General features: G+C 31.1%; 19 protein-coding genes. 12 read left to right on the forward strand and 7 right to left on the reverse strand.

Going from position 1 to position 14,030, the window contains the following annotated elements; genetic code table 11:
• Positions 1 to 10: 10 nt before the first annotated feature.
• Positions 11 to 469, reverse strand: a complete 459-nt coding sequence (locus J3U36_RS07015) for a YmfL family putative regulatory protein (protein WP_267380522.1) — start codon at positions 467 to 469, stop codon at positions 11 to 13.
• Positions 470 to 516: 47 nt separating this feature from the next.
• Positions 517 to 720: a transcriptional regulator gene (locus J3U36_RS07020; protein ID WP_267380520.1), complete on the reverse strand. Its 204-nt coding sequence runs from the start codon at positions 718 to 720 to the stop codon at positions 517 to 519.
• Between the two features lie 122 nt (positions 721 to 842).
• On the opposite strand from J3U36_RS07020, the gene J3U36_RS07025 reads away from it, so the two are divergent.
• On the forward strand, positions 843 to 1,520 hold the full coding sequence (locus J3U36_RS07025) for a S24 family peptidase (protein ID WP_267380519.1): 678 nt from the start codon (positions 843 to 845) through the stop codon (positions 1,518 to 1,520).
• A gap of 27 nt (positions 1,521 to 1,547) precedes the next feature.
• On the forward strand, positions 1,548 to 2,108 hold the full coding sequence (locus tag J3U36_RS07030) for a hypothetical protein (protein ID WP_267380517.1): 561 nt from the start codon (positions 1,548 to 1,550) through the stop codon (positions 2,106 to 2,108).
• Positions 2,109 to 3,245: 1,137 nt separating this feature from the next.
• Here J3U36_RS07030 and J3U36_RS07035 read toward each other — a convergent pair.
• The gene (locus J3U36_RS07035; RefSeq protein ID WP_267380515.1) at positions 3,246 to 3,443 is read right to left on the reverse strand and encodes a hypothetical protein; all 198 of its coding nucleotides are present in this window, start codon (positions 3,441 to 3,443) and stop codon (positions 3,246 to 3,248) included.
• Positions 3,444 to 3,828: 385 nt separating this feature from the next.
• On the opposite strand from J3U36_RS07035, the gene J3U36_RS07040 reads away from it, so the two are divergent.
• The 10 genes from J3U36_RS07040 to J3U36_RS07085 all read left to right on the forward strand — a co-directional run bounded on the left by J3U36_RS07040 (position 3,829) and on the right by J3U36_RS07085 (position 9,837).
• The gene (locus J3U36_RS07040; RefSeq protein ID WP_267380513.1) at positions 3,829 to 4,593 is read left to right on the forward strand and encodes a hypothetical protein; all 765 of its coding nucleotides are present in this window, start codon (positions 3,829 to 3,831) and stop codon (positions 4,591 to 4,593) included.
• 51 nt (positions 4,594 to 4,644) lie between these two features.
• Positions 4,645 to 5,532 carry a recombination-associated protein RdgC gene (gene rdgC, locus J3U36_RS07045; protein WP_267380511.1) on the forward strand — a complete coding sequence of 296 codons (888 nt, stop codon included), beginning with the start codon at positions 4,645 to 4,647 and terminating at the stop codon, positions 5,530 to 5,532.
• Between the two features lie 4 nt (positions 5,533 to 5,536).
• Positions 5,537 to 5,782, forward strand: coding sequence for a hypothetical protein (locus J3U36_RS07050; RefSeq protein WP_267380509.1), 246 nt, complete (start codon positions 5,537 to 5,539; stop codon positions 5,780 to 5,782).
• Positions 5,783 to 5,897: 115 nt separating this feature from the next.
• Positions 5,898 to 6,230: a hypothetical protein gene (locus J3U36_RS07055; RefSeq protein ID WP_267380507.1), complete on the forward strand. Its 333-nt coding sequence runs from the start codon at positions 5,898 to 5,900 to the stop codon at positions 6,228 to 6,230.
• Between the two features lie 79 nt (positions 6,231 to 6,309).
• Positions 6,310 to 6,846: a hypothetical protein gene (locus J3U36_RS07060; RefSeq protein WP_267380505.1), complete on the forward strand. Its 537-nt coding sequence runs from the start codon at positions 6,310 to 6,312 to the stop codon at positions 6,844 to 6,846.
• Positions 6,843 to 7,709 (forward strand): phosphoadenosine phosphosulfate reductase family protein, encoded by an 867-nt coding sequence (locus J3U36_RS07065; RefSeq protein WP_267380503.1) that lies wholly within the window; start codon positions 6,843 to 6,845, stop codon positions 7,707 to 7,709. The genes J3U36_RS07060 and J3U36_RS07065 overlap by 4 nt, the downstream gene beginning before the upstream one ends.
• A 10-nt stretch (positions 7,710 to 7,719) precedes the next feature.
• Entirely contained in the window at positions 7,720 to 8,202 is a 483-nt protein-coding gene (locus J3U36_RS07070; protein WP_267380501.1) for a hypothetical protein, read from the forward strand.
• A 23-nt stretch (positions 8,203 to 8,225) separates the two neighbouring features.
• Positions 8,226 to 8,888: a hypothetical protein gene (locus tag J3U36_RS07075; protein WP_267331415.1), complete on the forward strand. Its 663-nt coding sequence runs from the start codon at positions 8,226 to 8,228 to the stop codon at positions 8,886 to 8,888.
• Positions 8,889 to 8,914: 26 nt separating this feature from the next.
• Positions 8,915 to 9,523 carry a 3'-5' exonuclease gene (locus J3U36_RS07080; protein WP_267380499.1) on the forward strand — a complete coding sequence of 203 codons (609 nt, stop codon included), beginning with the start codon at positions 8,915 to 8,917 and terminating at the stop codon, positions 9,521 to 9,523.
• Positions 9,524 to 9,582: 59 nt separating this feature from the next.
• Complete coding sequence (locus J3U36_RS07085; protein WP_267380497.1) at positions 9,583 to 9,837, forward strand: pyocin activator PrtN family protein; 255 nt, start codon at positions 9,583 to 9,585, stop codon at positions 9,835 to 9,837.
• A gap of 566 nt (positions 9,838 to 10,403) precedes the next feature.
• Here the strand turns inward: J3U36_RS07085 and J3U36_RS07090 are convergent.
• From J3U36_RS07090 to J3U36_RS07105, 4 genes are all read right to left on the reverse strand, one after another.
• Positions 10,404 to 10,859: a hypothetical protein gene (locus J3U36_RS07090; protein ID WP_267380495.1), complete on the reverse strand. Its 456-nt coding sequence runs from the start codon at positions 10,857 to 10,859 to the stop codon at positions 10,404 to 10,406.
• A gap of 671 nt (positions 10,860 to 11,530) precedes the next feature.
• Complete coding sequence (locus J3U36_RS07095) at positions 11,531 to 11,941, reverse strand: hypothetical protein (protein WP_267380493.1); 411 nt, start codon at positions 11,939 to 11,941, stop codon at positions 11,531 to 11,533.
• 499 nt (positions 11,942 to 12,440) lie between these two features.
• On the reverse strand, positions 12,441 to 12,731 hold the full coding sequence (locus J3U36_RS07100; RefSeq protein ID WP_267350730.1) for a hypothetical protein: 291 nt from the start codon (positions 12,729 to 12,731) through the stop codon (positions 12,441 to 12,443).
• A 408-nt stretch (positions 12,732 to 13,139) separates the two neighbouring features.
• Positions 13,140 to 13,445 (reverse strand): hypothetical protein, encoded by a 306-nt coding sequence (locus J3U36_RS07105; RefSeq protein ID WP_267359628.1) that lies wholly within the window; start codon positions 13,443 to 13,445, stop codon positions 13,140 to 13,142.
• Positions 13,446 to 14,030 lie beyond the last annotated feature (585 nt).

Consider the following 14,030-nt stretch of genomic DNA (forward strand, 5'->3'; position numbering starts at 1 on the left):
TGCAAAATTGCTATCGGTCAACTTTTTGTTTATGTGATTTAATTGTTTCGATATGTGCTTTAAGCCTGTTTTTAACTATTGACTCACACAATCTGTTCAATATAGATTCTTCTTCATCTGTTATAACTCCATCACTAATTGCATTTGCTAAATAATTTTCATATTTACCTCTAGCTGTACCAATACTTAACATTGATTCAAAAAGATCATAACTTCCCGCTTTAGCGACATCAGGTTTTTTTATGACTATACAATTCACTGCTCTTGCAAAATAATCCGCAACCAATGCAGTTTTGCTCAAATTTTGTAACGCCATTAATTCATCACCACTAAAAAAACGAGTGCCTTTATTTTCATAACGACGATCGTTAAATGCAGATACGGATAAACCTAAATAACTAGATGCCACCTCTACACCACCATCAATACAACTCAATAAATCGTTAATTAATTTTTTTTTGTTTCCCATATTTTAAAATTCCTCGTTTGGGTTACATTATTTAGTGTTTACATTTATTATTCAGCCCATACATCAGGGCGTAACTCAGCTTTTGTAACTCTACCTTGTGTGTTTTTTTCAATTTTTTTTGCCACATTTATAGGAATTGGAGCTGTTCCGACTTCCATTTGTCGCAAAAATGATTTAGAGACGCCAATTTTTTCGGCGAAGCGGCTTTTCCCGCCTCGTTCAAGCTGAGATAGGTAATCTGATAAAGTCATTTCACCTCGGTTTAGTAAAAATTAAATTTAGTTTATTTAACACTAAACCATGGGTAAAGTAAAGTTTATTTTTTGCTAATTTAGTAAATACTAAATAAGATAATAAAAAATTAGGAGCCATTATGAATAAAAATGAATTACAAACGCTGAGAGCTATAAACCTAAAACGATGGTTTGCTGGTAAAACCATACCTAATAAAGAAAAAAGTTACATTTCTCAATTAATCAATGGTAAATCATCATTTGGTGAGAAATCAGCTCGACGTTTGGAAAATGATTATGGTATGCCTGAATTTTATTTAGATAAAACAGAACACAATGAATTATATGGAATTAATCAGAATAATAGATATCACACTAATGATAATAACTACGTGATTGAAATTTTGGATATTAACGCTAGCGCAGGATTGGGCTACCTAAACTCGGATGTGATGGAAGTGGTGAAATTAATTGAATATGATTCGGAGCAGGCAAAATTATTATTTAGAGGTGTTAGCGCTGAAAATTTGAAAGTCATCAATATAAGTGGCGACAGTATGCAGGGCACGTTTGATAGCGGTGATGCAATATATGTTGATGTTTCTAAAAAAGAATTTAATGGTGATGGCATCTATGTATTTACATTCGGAAAAAATTTATATGTAAAACGGCTACAGATAATTAAAAATAAACTAATAGTTATATCTGATAATAAAAAATACAAGGAGTGGGACATAACAGAAGAAGAAATCGATCAACTTTATATACATGGGAAAGTAATGCTTAGTCAATCAATGCTATTAAGGAAACATGGTTAATTTAATTATTATAATAAGGATTGAAAAATGCGAAGATTTATTACAATTTTATCTATATTATTCATAATGTCTGGTTGTGCTGATTATAATTATAAAGAACATAATGAGCACTATTTCAAAAATAAAACTCACTTTTGCTCTAGACTAAATGATCAGAATGAATGTAAAAATGAAGGATGGGATGATAGCTTATTTTCGGCTATTAATCCCAAAAATCATACTTGGCAACTAATAACGCTCTATGGCGCATGGAGCGGATATCTTAAGGTATTTTACGGGAAAATAGAACGAAATCAGGTTGATGAAGCGATTTCAGAAATAATAAACTTTATTCGATGGTCTCATCTCCCAGCTGATCAATTGCTTTCACAAAAAAATGATTATGAAAAAAATATAAAACTCAATGTAATAGGTGCCGAATATCACATAGAAAAAGGCGTGCCATATGCAAGATTAAAGTATTATCCAAAATCTTATTTTATTCCTCTTTTTGTAGAAAACCATTATCTTATAGATGAATCAACAGCTCGCGAAATATTAATAAATTTATTGTTATGGAAAAAATCTACTGAAAATCAGTTTCAGTGAAAAAAATAACCGCTTCGGCGGTTTTTTTGTGCTTAAAATCAGCTTATAAATAATAGCTGTGTTTTTTTACATACCTCTAATCATTCACCAATCAAATTTTAAGAGCGTTTATATTAATAAAGGTAATTAATCATATAAGATAATAATCTCTTCTCAAAATTAATTTTAAGAAGAATTAAGCAATATAAATTGATCATAAAGAAATAAGTTTGTATAATACTAATGTGCTTTGAAAATTTGAACTGACTATTTAAATTGAAGGCATAAATAAGGGAAGCCCCTGAAAGCGACTAACTATCAGGGGCTAAGATCACTAGAAAACAAAAATAACTTTCTCACGAGCAATTTTTGTTTTCACGACGCATTTCGAAACGGCATATTTATTATATATGCCATTAGATCTTTGTGTCAATAGTTCTGTGCTCGTGATTTGGACTTTAATATGACAATGGGATATTGTCCCAAGTGCAAAGAGCCTTGCACTATAATATTTAGATACTCAAAGGAACATAAGGTAAATGGTGTTGTAATTGGAATAATTCATTCAAAAAAGCCAATGCCCATTCCTATAGATCATACTTGTTCCTAAAATCAAACCCGCCAAGTGCGGGTTTTTTCATGCCTAAAATCCACATATGGAATCTTTCCTTACTCTGAGAGCACAAAAAACAATCAATCGTACAAAATTTATAATTTGCTAACCTATTGTTTTACTGAACAAAAGCATTTATTTATAAAAAAGTTTAGTTTTTAATAAACATTTCACTTTACTTTTAATTAACAGTTTACTAAACTAGCCACATCAAAACAAACTGAGTTAACAAAATAATTAAACAATACCACGAGTTATTTAATTAGTTAACAAGGTTCAAGTAGCTAGCTGAGGCATATGAAAGTACAGCGGTTTTGGAAAGTAATAAATAATCACTAGTATGATCGCTCTTTAAAAATCAGGAACAGCATTAACCAAATGTATTTTTATTAAAATGGGAGGTTAAGGTCATATGGTTGAAAAAAAGAAACACTTGTCATTAGGAGATAAAGTGAAAATAAAAAAGGCTATTTTGATGAGTATAGCCAAGCAAGATTTAGATGCAGAACTGTTAGCATCAAAAGCTTGCAAAGCTATAGATTATATTAACTCTTATCCACAGGATAAATCTTCTGATCATCACAATCAGTAGCTAGTCGTGTTGAAAGTGTTTTAATAAAATCAGCAATATAGTTTGCAGTAGTATTAGCATCACTGCCTTTATAGATAAAGGCAGAAGGATCTGTTTTAAGTATGTTATTTACCATATTCAAAGCTATATATTCCGCTGTAGATTTTTTCATTTTTATTCCTTGTTTATATGTTGTGGTTATCTAAATTATATCATAATTCCTTATTGTTGTGGTGACAAAAAAGGAAACTTGAGCCTAACAAGTATAAAGATAGGCATCTAGTACACTTGGTTAATGCTGTTCTTGATTCCAGTTAATGAAGTGGAGTTATCGCACGCTCTCGGAGTGCAGACCAGAGCGTTTTTTTAAATTTGTGGAGTATTGTTATGAGCCATTTTGCAGTTTTAGTTATAGGAAATAATCCATACGAACAGTTAGCACCGTATCATGAATTTTTTAGTTTATATGATTGCCATATTTAAATAACCGAAATTGTGGGACTAATGCAGTAGACCCACAAAATAGAAATTGATTTACAACACGTGTGGAGTGAAAAATGAAAGATAAAACATTAAAAGACTTGTTAATGGACGGTGTAGACCGCTTTAATAACAGTGATAAACCAGCATTAATAATTGATAATGCAATAGAAAAACTATTCAAAGACATAATCGATAGTGAATTTCGATCCTATGGAGATTTTGGTGAAATACTAAGAAATGCAGTAAAAAAAGCATTACCAGCCAATATTCAAGATATCATTTCCCTTCCTAAATATAATCAATTAATTGTCAACTCACTTCAACAGCAATGGATGTCATCAGGTGTTGAGCAACATTTTGTAGATACAGCAACAAAAATGCTTAATGACATAATTAATGAATACCCCATACCTGAATATATTTATCTATCTGATTTGCTGGAGGCGTTTGTTGAGGAATACGTCGAGGAGGCAGAGGAGAACAGATGGGATAGACCAGACATCCGGATTGAGGAAAGCGATTATGACAATGAATACATGCATATCTATTTTGATAAGGGACCTGAAAAGGGTTATTTATCAGAAAGAAGCAAACACTCATTGGACAACTATCTCGCGTGTCGCCGTTTAGACGAAAAAGTAAAAGGTAAATTATATCAAGATGACTGTTATGTTTATAACGTTTATGCAGCAAAAATTGTTGGCCGCCGCATAGGGGAATTATTACAACCAACCAATACAAAATATCAAAACGTAATGATCGCGCTTTATTACGGTCAATCAAAACTGGTATTTGACTGTGACGTAGACGACATTGTTTACCCAAACGATTACGACTAATTAAATATATCTTAGTGCAGAAAGATAAAATAAAAATGTGGAGTATTAAATATGTTTTTCAAAAACCTCATTATCTATCAATTCGATAAAAACAACAGCAGCATTGAACGTTTAGACGACGACACGCTAAAAAATATGGCGTTCACCCCGTGCGGACCATTGGATTCTATCAAACACGGTTTTGTATCCCCTGTCGATGATGATTCATTAAAACTAGATATCCATGGCCACACGTTATTAAAAGTACGTACCGAAAGTAAAATTTTACCAGGTTCTGTTATTAAGAAAAAACAAGCTGAACGAATTAAGCATTTAGAACAAAAATTGGGCCGTAAATTAACTCGCAGTGAAAAGCTAACAGCCAAAGATGAAATTATGGTTGAATTGTTACCAGTCGCTTTCACTAAAGATCAATACACCTATGTTTGGATTAATTATCGCGATCAATTTATCGCGATAGAAACAGCCAGCTTTAAAAAATCCGAGGACGTTCTTGCCTCGATAAGAAAAGAATTAGGCGCATTATCACTAAAACCTCTTTCTATTGAAAATAATATATCATCCACGTTAAAAGAATGGGTTTTAAATGACAATCCTCCGGCTAACTTTTTTATTCTGAATGATGCGCTACTAGAGGATCCACTGGAGGGAAATGGAAAAGTGAAACTTATGGACGAGAATTTAACAGCTGATGAAGTTAAAAGCTATCTTAATTCAGGTCATGAAATCAAGTCACTGTCGTTTTCATATCAACAGAGAACAGTGTTTACGGTAAATACCGAGTTAGTTTTTTCTAAAATTAATTATTCATCTGAAATGAGATATGAAAATTGCGATATTTCACTGGATGATAAAGCTAAACGAATAGAAGCGGATTTTTATTTAGTTGCTAATGAATTAGCTACGTTGATTAAAGATTTTACTAGGTCCTTGCGATAAAAAAATGAGCAAAAAAATCAATCAAATTACTAAATTAAATTGGCGTGATGTTAAGCGGGAATTGCCAACGCTGGTAGATGACGACGGATTTCCGTCCATGTGCTTAGTGGTGTCATTTCATAATAACAAACCATTTTTTTATAAAGATTGGATTAATAAATTTACAAAAAAGTGGATGTATTCAGTAGATGGGGAAGCAAAATATTGGATTTATTTAAATGAAATTCCACTACCTGAGGAGGCATTATGAAATATTTTAGCTACGACCATCACGGTAATGGTAATGTTACAGGTAGGGTTCATTTGGAGTGTGAAAACAACGGTTATTATAGCGCCAGTTATTGGACTGAAAAAACGGAGTAAATATGGGAAATTTAAATCTTAGTACTATTGAATCATATCTAAATTTAATTAGATGGTTTGCATCAGACAATGTAGGCGAAAGTAGTAAATATCTTGCAAGTGTGACAACGGGAATCTATCCCTATCAATATGCTCATCCTTTAGATATAGGTGATCTTGGTAGGTGTATTGAATTAATAAAATCAGTGCCTGAATTAGAAGGTAGACTTCACTTGATGAAATCTAAAAGCGAAAGATGGCGAAAAATCGTGACTCATTGGGTTGGGCTAGAAGAATTATATATAGCTAACGATCATAAACAATTAAATAAATTATTTTCATTCATAAGTGAATAATTTTTGGAATATATTGTAGTGCAAATTGTAGTAACTAAATAACGAGTGCAGACGTTATTAATTAAATGTGGAGTATTATATGACTTGGATTACAACCCATTCTGGGTTACATTTTGATTACCAAAACCCTATCGCCAATGCAATCTGTATTGAAGATATAGCCAAAGGGCTGTCTCATGAGTGCCGGTTTACTGGACAACTGGACCGATTTTATTCGGTTGCACAACATTCTGTAGAATGTAGTTATATAGTGCCGGATCAATTTAAACTTGAAGCCCTACTGCATGATGCTGTAGAAGCATATTGTAAAGATATACCTTCTCCGCTAAAAAAATTATTACCCGATTATCAAAAGATTGAGAATTATGTTGATCTTATTATTCGCCAAAAATTTAATTTACCAGTAGTTATGTCAGCTGAAGTTAAGCGAGCCGATTTAATTTTATTAGCAACAGAGCATCGTGATATAGCCAATGACGGTAAAGAATGGCCAATGTTAAGAAACGTCCCGTTGTTGAATAAAAGAATTGAACCTCTTCCAAGCAACGTTGCGTACAACCTATTTTTGGAGCGCTTTATAGAGCTATGTTCCTTGAATACAGGGACCTCGATATGAAATTATTACCAAAAAATGTTGTTAGTTTTAGTGGGGGGCGCTCTTCTGCACTACTGGTTCATTTGATGAAAAACGACTACCCCGACACGGATTTTGTTTTTCTTGATACGGGGGCGGAACACCCGAAAACCTATGAGTTTATAAAAAATACAGTCAAACATTGGGGAATAAAATTAACGTGTTTACGTGTAGTTGTTAATCCTGAATTAGGACAGGGAAACTCGTATCGCGTGATAACACTAGACGAACTCAAACCGGATTTACAGCCGTTTCGGGACGTTTGCTATAAATATGGAACGCCGTACGTTCACGGCGCATTCTGTACTCGCACTCTGAAACTCGAGCCGTTCACACGATATTGTAACGAGACGTACGGCAACGGTAACTATACAACTTGGCTAGGCATTCGAGCTGACGAGCCTAGACGATTACAACCCAAACAGGGTTATAAATATTTAGCCGATATTTGCGATTTTGATAAACGGGACGTTATCGACTGGTGGGGAACTCAGCCGTTTGATTTAGATTTACCAGAACATCTCGGAAACTGTGTTTTTTGTATCAAAAAAAGCGTTAATAAAATTGCTCTAGCCACCCGTGACGAGCCAAAAATGGCAACGGATTTTATCAATCTGATCAACGACCCCGACGTCCGTGTTGTAGAGCGTCGGCAACAGGCTAATAAAATTATGTACAGAGGTAACAATTCGTTAATTTCAATCATGGCAATGTACCAAAACCATACACGAGATGAAATTGTAGCAACAATTAGAGGGCGTGGAGGTTACGATTCTGGATCATGTTCTGAATCATGTGAATTGTTTTCCTGTCAATTGGGATTGGATTTAGATTTAAGTTTTTGAAATTAAGACAATGAAAAAAAGGCGAAATAAAAAATATAACCCAACGTTGAAATATCAGCAGATATCTAAAATTGTGGCCAAAGATTATATGATTTTAGATATTACTGCGGTTGATGTGTTTGTCTATTACAAGGGTTCTGAAATTAAACCAAAATCATTTGAAGCCCGTATGTTAAATGAAGTCCGTTATAAGTGGCAAATAATGGCTGGTGTTATATGTCGAGATCAGATGAAGAGAGAGTATTTAAAAACAGATACGTTTATAACTGCTAATGAATACTTTACACATGAATTATCTGATTACCTTGCTGAATTTCAAGTTGATCTGTGGGAAACGGCCAACCCATTACATAGATTAACTCAATTCTGGTTAGCTACACCAAATACAACTGAAATTACGGAACAAGTTGTCATGAAAATGATTAATAGTAAAAACGTTTTTAATAATTTTATGACTGATTATGAATATGAAAAAAGCAAAGTAAAAAGTTAAATAATTTATTTTAAGGATTAATTATGACTGAACAATTAAAACGCTGCCATTTACAAGCGGAGGAGATAAGAAGATATACGCTATTAGGTGGATTGATTGCAGGTGATCCATCATCAGGCAAGTATGTTGAATATGAGGATTACGTACTTGTAGTCAAACACCTACTAACAATAATTAAAAAACAGGAAGCTGAAAAAGAAACGCGATACCAAGAGGGTAAGTCTGAGATTATATCTAAATTAATAAATGACGTTCCAAACCCCGAATACATTGACGAATTTGTTAACCAGTTCACTACATGTAAATTCGATGGTGATTATAAGGACATTAGATGGAACGAAGATAAATTAAACCAATATTTTAACGTTGACCGTGATTTTGAGAGTTTGTCAAAAAAAATTAAAAAATTGCTACTTTTTATTTGTTGTGGCTCCGTTTGCCTTGATACTGGCTCTATAACAAAGAAGGAGTTTTTTGAAACAATTCTATCTAATGAATGGAACAGAGGTTTAAACGTATATTTAGAACAAGAAATCAATGAAATCAAAGCTCAGGGGATTGAAGAAGCCCTAAAAAAAGCTGACGGCAAAATATATATTTACCCGATTGGTACTGATGCACTCAAACAGCTATATCGAGCAGAATTAAAGTGTTACGCTGAAACATTAAGGGCTAAACATGACTAAATATAGCGAACATGGAGAAAATTAGCATGACAATTAATACAGTTATTATTGATATTGAAACACTAGATACAGCACCAACAGCGGTGATTTTGTCAATTGGTGCGTTCTCGTTCAATAAATTCAATTTAAAAGAAACAATGATTTCCATAAATCACATGTTACGCTCAAGTGAACAAAATAAAAATCAATCGTTTTATTATAACCTCCATTTATTGCCTCAAATTTTAAGAGGTCGCTCTATATCAGCAGAAACCATTGATTTTTGGAAAAACAATGACTATTCACCGTTTATAGGTCATAGCTGGGATCCAAGACAGGCACTGATAAATTTGAGTAAATATCTCAATGACAAACTCAGTAATAATGATGATGTTCATTTATATTTTAGAGGCACGTCATTTGATGAGGCCATTCTGGTTAATGCATATAAATCGCTTGATTTAGAAGTGCCGTGGAAGTTTTATAACGTGCGTGATATCAGGACTTATATTGATGCATTAACTAATAGTAATAAGGGATATATTAAAGATTTTAAAACAAATTTTAATTTTACTAAACATCATGCATTACATGATGTATTGAGAGATGCAGAACAAATGTGTGTAGCTTATGAATTAAATAAAACCAAATATTAATCAAATCTAAATCATTAAACATCGTTAAGTGCAGATAACGATAACCGTGGAGTATTAAAATGAATACAGTATTTTTACTTATGGCCGAATTTGGCACGCCGACAATACCATTATCTCAAATCGCCGAACGCTATCTTGGAATGAAACCCGAAACCGCAAATAAAAAAGCAAATTGTGGTGAATTAGCACTACCCTCTTTTAGACTTGATCAAGGACAAAAAGCACCAAGAATTGTTCACGTTAAGGATCTGGCAGACTTTATTGATAGAAAGCGAGATGAAGCCAAAAGGGAAGTTGAACTCACACATTCCTAGACTAAAAATATTATTGATTAAACCGGAATATTCCGGTTTTTTATTGTCTGGGTCAGGCTCCCAATAGGAACCCAAGCATAGTATAAAACCTTTAAATAAAGGTTAGTTTGTCCTATCAAGCATGGGTGCTACAGAAAATTTATTGTTTGTTGATTTCATTTATGTACCAGATTTAAAGCGGTAATTAAATTATGAAGCAAATAACTAAACATATATTCTATCATAAAACATAGAATACAATGATGTTAGGGTTTTGTGTTTAATTTAGAAGTGTATCAATAAAAAGTGCATAATTTAACTTGTTTTTTATCTTGTTATATTGGATTTTAATTTATAAAATTATATTATTTAATTAATTCAATAGTTTTGTTAAATCTTTAAAAGATTACTTGTTAAAAGTCTTAAAGTTATTAAAAGTATCATATTTATACGAGCAACCTATTTATTCATCGTAGTCTTTATTTGCTGTAGAATTTTAATTAGTTGCGCAATAATGATAACTATTTATGAAAGAACAAACTATAACAATAAACCCCAGTTAAATAACTGAGGTTTATTTGGTTAGATTAATCAAATTTCAAATGGTCAAAAATGTACACTAATATAGCAAGTGCGAATTTGCCTATAAGATAAACAGAAATACACACTAATCCTATTATGAAAAGAAACGCCAAAGTAGTTGCAAGTGCATCGACGATTTTATTTTCAATCCGTAGATGATCATTAGAATTTGAACTAATTTCATTTGTGGTTTCATCAGATGTATCAGAATATAATACATTGTAATCCACTTTACACATGCCATAGACATGATACTTACGTTTCTTTAGATCAGGATAATCATCTATCAGTCTATCAAAACGCTTTGAAGTTAATTCAACTCCAATGGTACCTTCAATTTGTTCGCCGTTTCGCATTGCTACTAATTTAACAATTGAACGATCAGGATCCATCAATATTGCTATTGATACTCCCCTTTCACTGTTTTCGGATAAAAATCCGATGATTTTACAATCTGACATAATGCAATTTTTTTAATTAGGCATGTGAATTACTTCACCAGTAGGTAGTTATATAATTCATCATTGTGAATTAGACTAACCTGTTTTTATGTTAGACCGATAATCGTTAAATTTCAATATTTTTTTAATCCCCCAAAGTGTTTTACTCAATTCTACAGTAATAATTTTTTTATCTCTTTAGTTAGTTTATTAAACTATATTGAATCAATTTAGCTTTTTATCAAAACACCATCAGCGTTAATATTAACTGTATTACCCAGTTATCATCCCAATTGATTTTAATTAATCATAGATTTCCAGCTAATTAAATAGCTTTTTTATTGAAAGAGGAGTGAAATGAATTGCGTAAAATTTATAGATAATTTTATTTTTTATATCTAGGTAACTTTGGGTTAATTAGATGCAATATGATTGATAATTTATAAAGATATATTATTTAATTAATTCAATAGTTTTGTTAAATCTTTAAAAGATTACCTGTTAAAAGTCTTAAAGTTATTAAAAGTATCATATTTATACGAGTAACCTATTTATTCATCGTAGTCTTTATTTGCTATAGAATTTTAATTTGTTGCGCAATAATGATAACTATTCATGAAAGACCAAACTTTAATAATAAACCTCAGTTAAATAACTGAGGTTTATTTTGTTGAATTAATAAAATTCCAAAACTATGGCCAAGAAAAAAATTCTACTATATATAGAACAAATTTACCTAAACCAAAGAGTAAACAAGCCAGAATTCCAGATATACAAATAAAGAAGAGTATATGTATAAATACATGTTCTAGCGTTCTATGATTTCTCGGTACAGTACGAAACGTATTAGGATATAATACATTTTTATTTACTTTACACAAGCCATAGACATAATACTTACGCTCTGTTGGATCTGGATAATCATATAACAGTCTATCAAAATCCTTTGAGGTTAATTTAACTTCAATAGTACCTTCAATTTTCTTGCCGTTTCGCATTGCTACTAATTTAACAATCGAACGATCAGGTTCCATCAATATTGCTATTGATACTCCCTCTTCTTTTTGTTCGGATAAAAATCCGATTATTACAAAATTTGACATAATGGAATAAATTAATTAAATTTGTGAATACTTCACCAGTAGGTAGTTATATAACTCAACATTGTGAATTAGACTAACCTACTTTTATACTAAACCAATAATTCTGAAATTTCAATATTTTTTAATACCTAAGGTTTTTTACTCAATTCTACAGTAATCATTTTTTTATTTCTTCAGTTAGTTTATTAAACTATATTGAATCAATTTAGCTTTCAATCAAAACGCAATCAGCGTTAATATTAACTGAATTAGCCAGTTATCATCCCAATTGATTTTAATTAGTCATAGGTTTTCAGCTAATTAAATAGCTTTTTTATTGAAAGAGGAGTGAAGTGAATTGCGTAAAATTTGTAGATAATTTTATTTTTATATCAAGGTAACTTTGGGTTAATTAGATGCAATATGATTGATAATTTCAAGGCAATGAACCCTTATATCATTCAATAAAAACCCCAGTTAAATCAATAACTGGGGGGGTAAAATAAATTAAAAATTTAATTTATTTTTTGGATTGAGACCATGTTTGATGTAAATCGCGAATCTTATTTAAATCTAATTTCATCAACTTCAATGCAATATGAAACTTCGTATAAGAATCAAAATAATCTTTGAAATTATCAAAATAATCACTTTTACTTATAAAAGTTTCAGTTTCACTAACAATGATATCTTCATCAAAGCGAAGAACCAATGAGTATTCTAAGTAAGGGAAATAAGTATAAACTAAGATTTCACATCCTTTTACCTCTTCACTAGAAAAACAACCATAATTAAATTTTCCTCTAGGCATACGTCTAAATCTTTTTTTCATGATTTAAATATTTTTTAGTTAATAAAATTTTTAAATTCATTAAGGCATAGGTAAATTATACTTTTGTAGTAAATTAATTTTAAAAATTAATTCTAGATTAGATTATATAGATAATCGGATTAAGTCAATTACATTCCTAAAAGTGATTAATTGTGAAAGTCTATAATATTGATATCTGAATTCATAATATTTTTGCTCTCTATTAATAAGGAAGTTGTGAGTTTCATAAACTTTTAAATAATTCTTTAGTTTTAAATCAAGATGACTCTGGATTGATTAAATGCTTTATAATTGATTATTCAAGCTATTTCATGACGATTTTCGTTTATATCATGCAATAAAAACCCCAGTTATACCAATAACTGAGGGGTAAAATAAATTAAAAATTTAATTTTTGAGAACAGAAGAAAATTTTATAAGAAAGAGTATCATGCGTGCATTGATATTACACAATCCCACAGCGTTAACAAACAAGGTTTCAAGAGTAAAATCACCCGCTAGATTGTCAATAAAGACTTGTTCACTTATCGTAGTTTCTGTTGATTTAACTGTTTTTCCATCAATACGAAGTACCAATAAGAACTTCTTAATTTCTTCAATTCGATAAACAAAGATGTCAATTCTTTCTTTCAAATTTGGACAGGAAATATAACCTAATTCGGTTAATTTCTTGTCGTCACTTCTTTTTTTCATGAGTTTAATATTAAAATTTAACAATAATTTAAATTCATTAAGGTATAGATAAATTATACTTTTGTAGCAAATTAATTTTAAAAATTAATTCCATTCTATACTATATAGATTATCAAATTAGGTCAATAACACTTATAAAAGTTATTAGTTAATAAAGCCTATAATATTGAGATTTGAATTCATAATATTTTTGCTCTCTATTAAAAAGTAAGTTGTGAGTTTCATAAACTTTTAAATAATTCTTCAGTTTTAAATCAAGATAGCTTTGGATTGATGAGATATTTTATAATAGACTATTTAAATTATTCCATGACGACTTTTACTTAAGTCAAGCAATAAAAACCCCAGTTAGATCGACAACTGGGGGGTGAATTAAATTAAAATTAAAATTTAATTTTTAAACATAATATAACTTTTTAAGAAAGACTATTATGCGTGTAAAGACATTACACAACTTCACTGTTTCATCAAACAATTCAAGACCTGAAATACCAGATAAATGGTCATTAAGGACTTGTTGACTTATTATCGTTACTGTTGTTTTAATGGGATTTCCATTAATACGAAGTACCAATAAGTACATCT

Source organism: Gilliamella sp. B3817 (genome assembly GCF_026536705.1).
GTDB lineage: Bacteria > Pseudomonadota > Gammaproteobacteria > Enterobacterales > Orbaceae > Gilliamella > Gilliamella apicola_I.

What these genes read in the sequence shown, in the direction of transcription:
- J3U36_RS07015 (WP_267380522.1), bottom strand. Translation starts at nt 469, where the DNA reads ATGGGAAACAAAAAAAAATTAATTAACGATTTATTGAGTTGTATTGAT.
- J3U36_RS07020 (WP_267380520.1), bottom strand. Translation starts at nt 720, where the DNA reads ATGACTTTATCAGATTACCTATCTCAGCTTGAACGAGGCGGGAAAAGC.
- J3U36_RS07025 (WP_267380519.1), top strand. Translation starts at nt 843, where the DNA reads ATGAATAAAAATGAATTACAAACGCTGAGAGCTATAAACCTAAAACGA.
- J3U36_RS07030 (WP_267380517.1), top strand. Translation starts at nt 1,548, where the DNA reads ATGCGAAGATTTATTACAATTTTATCTATATTATTCATAATGTCTGGT.
- J3U36_RS07035 (WP_267380515.1), bottom strand. Translation starts at nt 3,443, where the DNA reads ATGAAAAAATCTACAGCGGAATATATAGCTTTGAATATGGTAAATAAC.
- J3U36_RS07040 (WP_267380513.1), top strand. Translation starts at nt 3,829, where the DNA reads ATGAAAGATAAAACATTAAAAGACTTGTTAATGGACGGTGTAGACCGC.
- rdgC (WP_267380511.1), top strand. Translation starts at nt 4,645, where the DNA reads ATGTTTTTCAAAAACCTCATTATCTATCAATTCGATAAAAACAACAGC.
- J3U36_RS07050 (WP_267380509.1), top strand. Translation starts at nt 5,537, where the DNA reads ATGAGCAAAAAAATCAATCAAATTACTAAATTAAATTGGCGTGATGTT.
- J3U36_RS07055 (WP_267380507.1), top strand. Translation starts at nt 5,898, where the DNA reads ATGGGAAATTTAAATCTTAGTACTATTGAATCATATCTAAATTTAATT.
- J3U36_RS07060 (WP_267380505.1), top strand. Translation starts at nt 6,310, where the DNA reads ATGACTTGGATTACAACCCATTCTGGGTTACATTTTGATTACCAAAAC.
- J3U36_RS07065 (WP_267380503.1), top strand. Translation starts at nt 6,843, where the DNA reads ATGAAATTATTACCAAAAAATGTTGTTAGTTTTAGTGGGGGGCGCTCT.
- J3U36_RS07070 (WP_267380501.1), top strand. Translation starts at nt 7,720, where the DNA reads ATGAAAAAAAGGCGAAATAAAAAATATAACCCAACGTTGAAATATCAG.
- J3U36_RS07075 (WP_267331415.1), top strand. Translation starts at nt 8,226, where the DNA reads ATGACTGAACAATTAAAACGCTGCCATTTACAAGCGGAGGAGATAAGA.
- J3U36_RS07080 (WP_267380499.1), top strand. Translation starts at nt 8,915, where the DNA reads ATGACAATTAATACAGTTATTATTGATATTGAAACACTAGATACAGCA.
- J3U36_RS07085 (WP_267380497.1), top strand. Translation starts at nt 9,583, where the DNA reads ATGAATACAGTATTTTTACTTATGGCCGAATTTGGCACGCCGACAATA.
- J3U36_RS07090 (WP_267380495.1), bottom strand. Translation starts at nt 10,859, where the DNA reads ATGTCAGATTGTAAAATCATCGGATTTTTATCCGAAAACAGTGAAAGG.
- J3U36_RS07095 (WP_267380493.1), bottom strand. Translation starts at nt 11,941, where the DNA reads ATGTCAAATTTTGTAATAATCGGATTTTTATCCGAACAAAAAGAAGAG.
- J3U36_RS07100 (WP_267350730.1), bottom strand. Translation starts at nt 12,731, where the DNA reads ATGCCTAGAGGAAAATTTAATTATGGTTGTTTTTCTAGTGAAGAGGTA.
- J3U36_RS07105 (WP_267359628.1), bottom strand. Translation starts at nt 13,445, where the DNA reads ATGAAAAAAAGAAGTGACGACAAGAAATTAACCGAATTAGGTTATATT.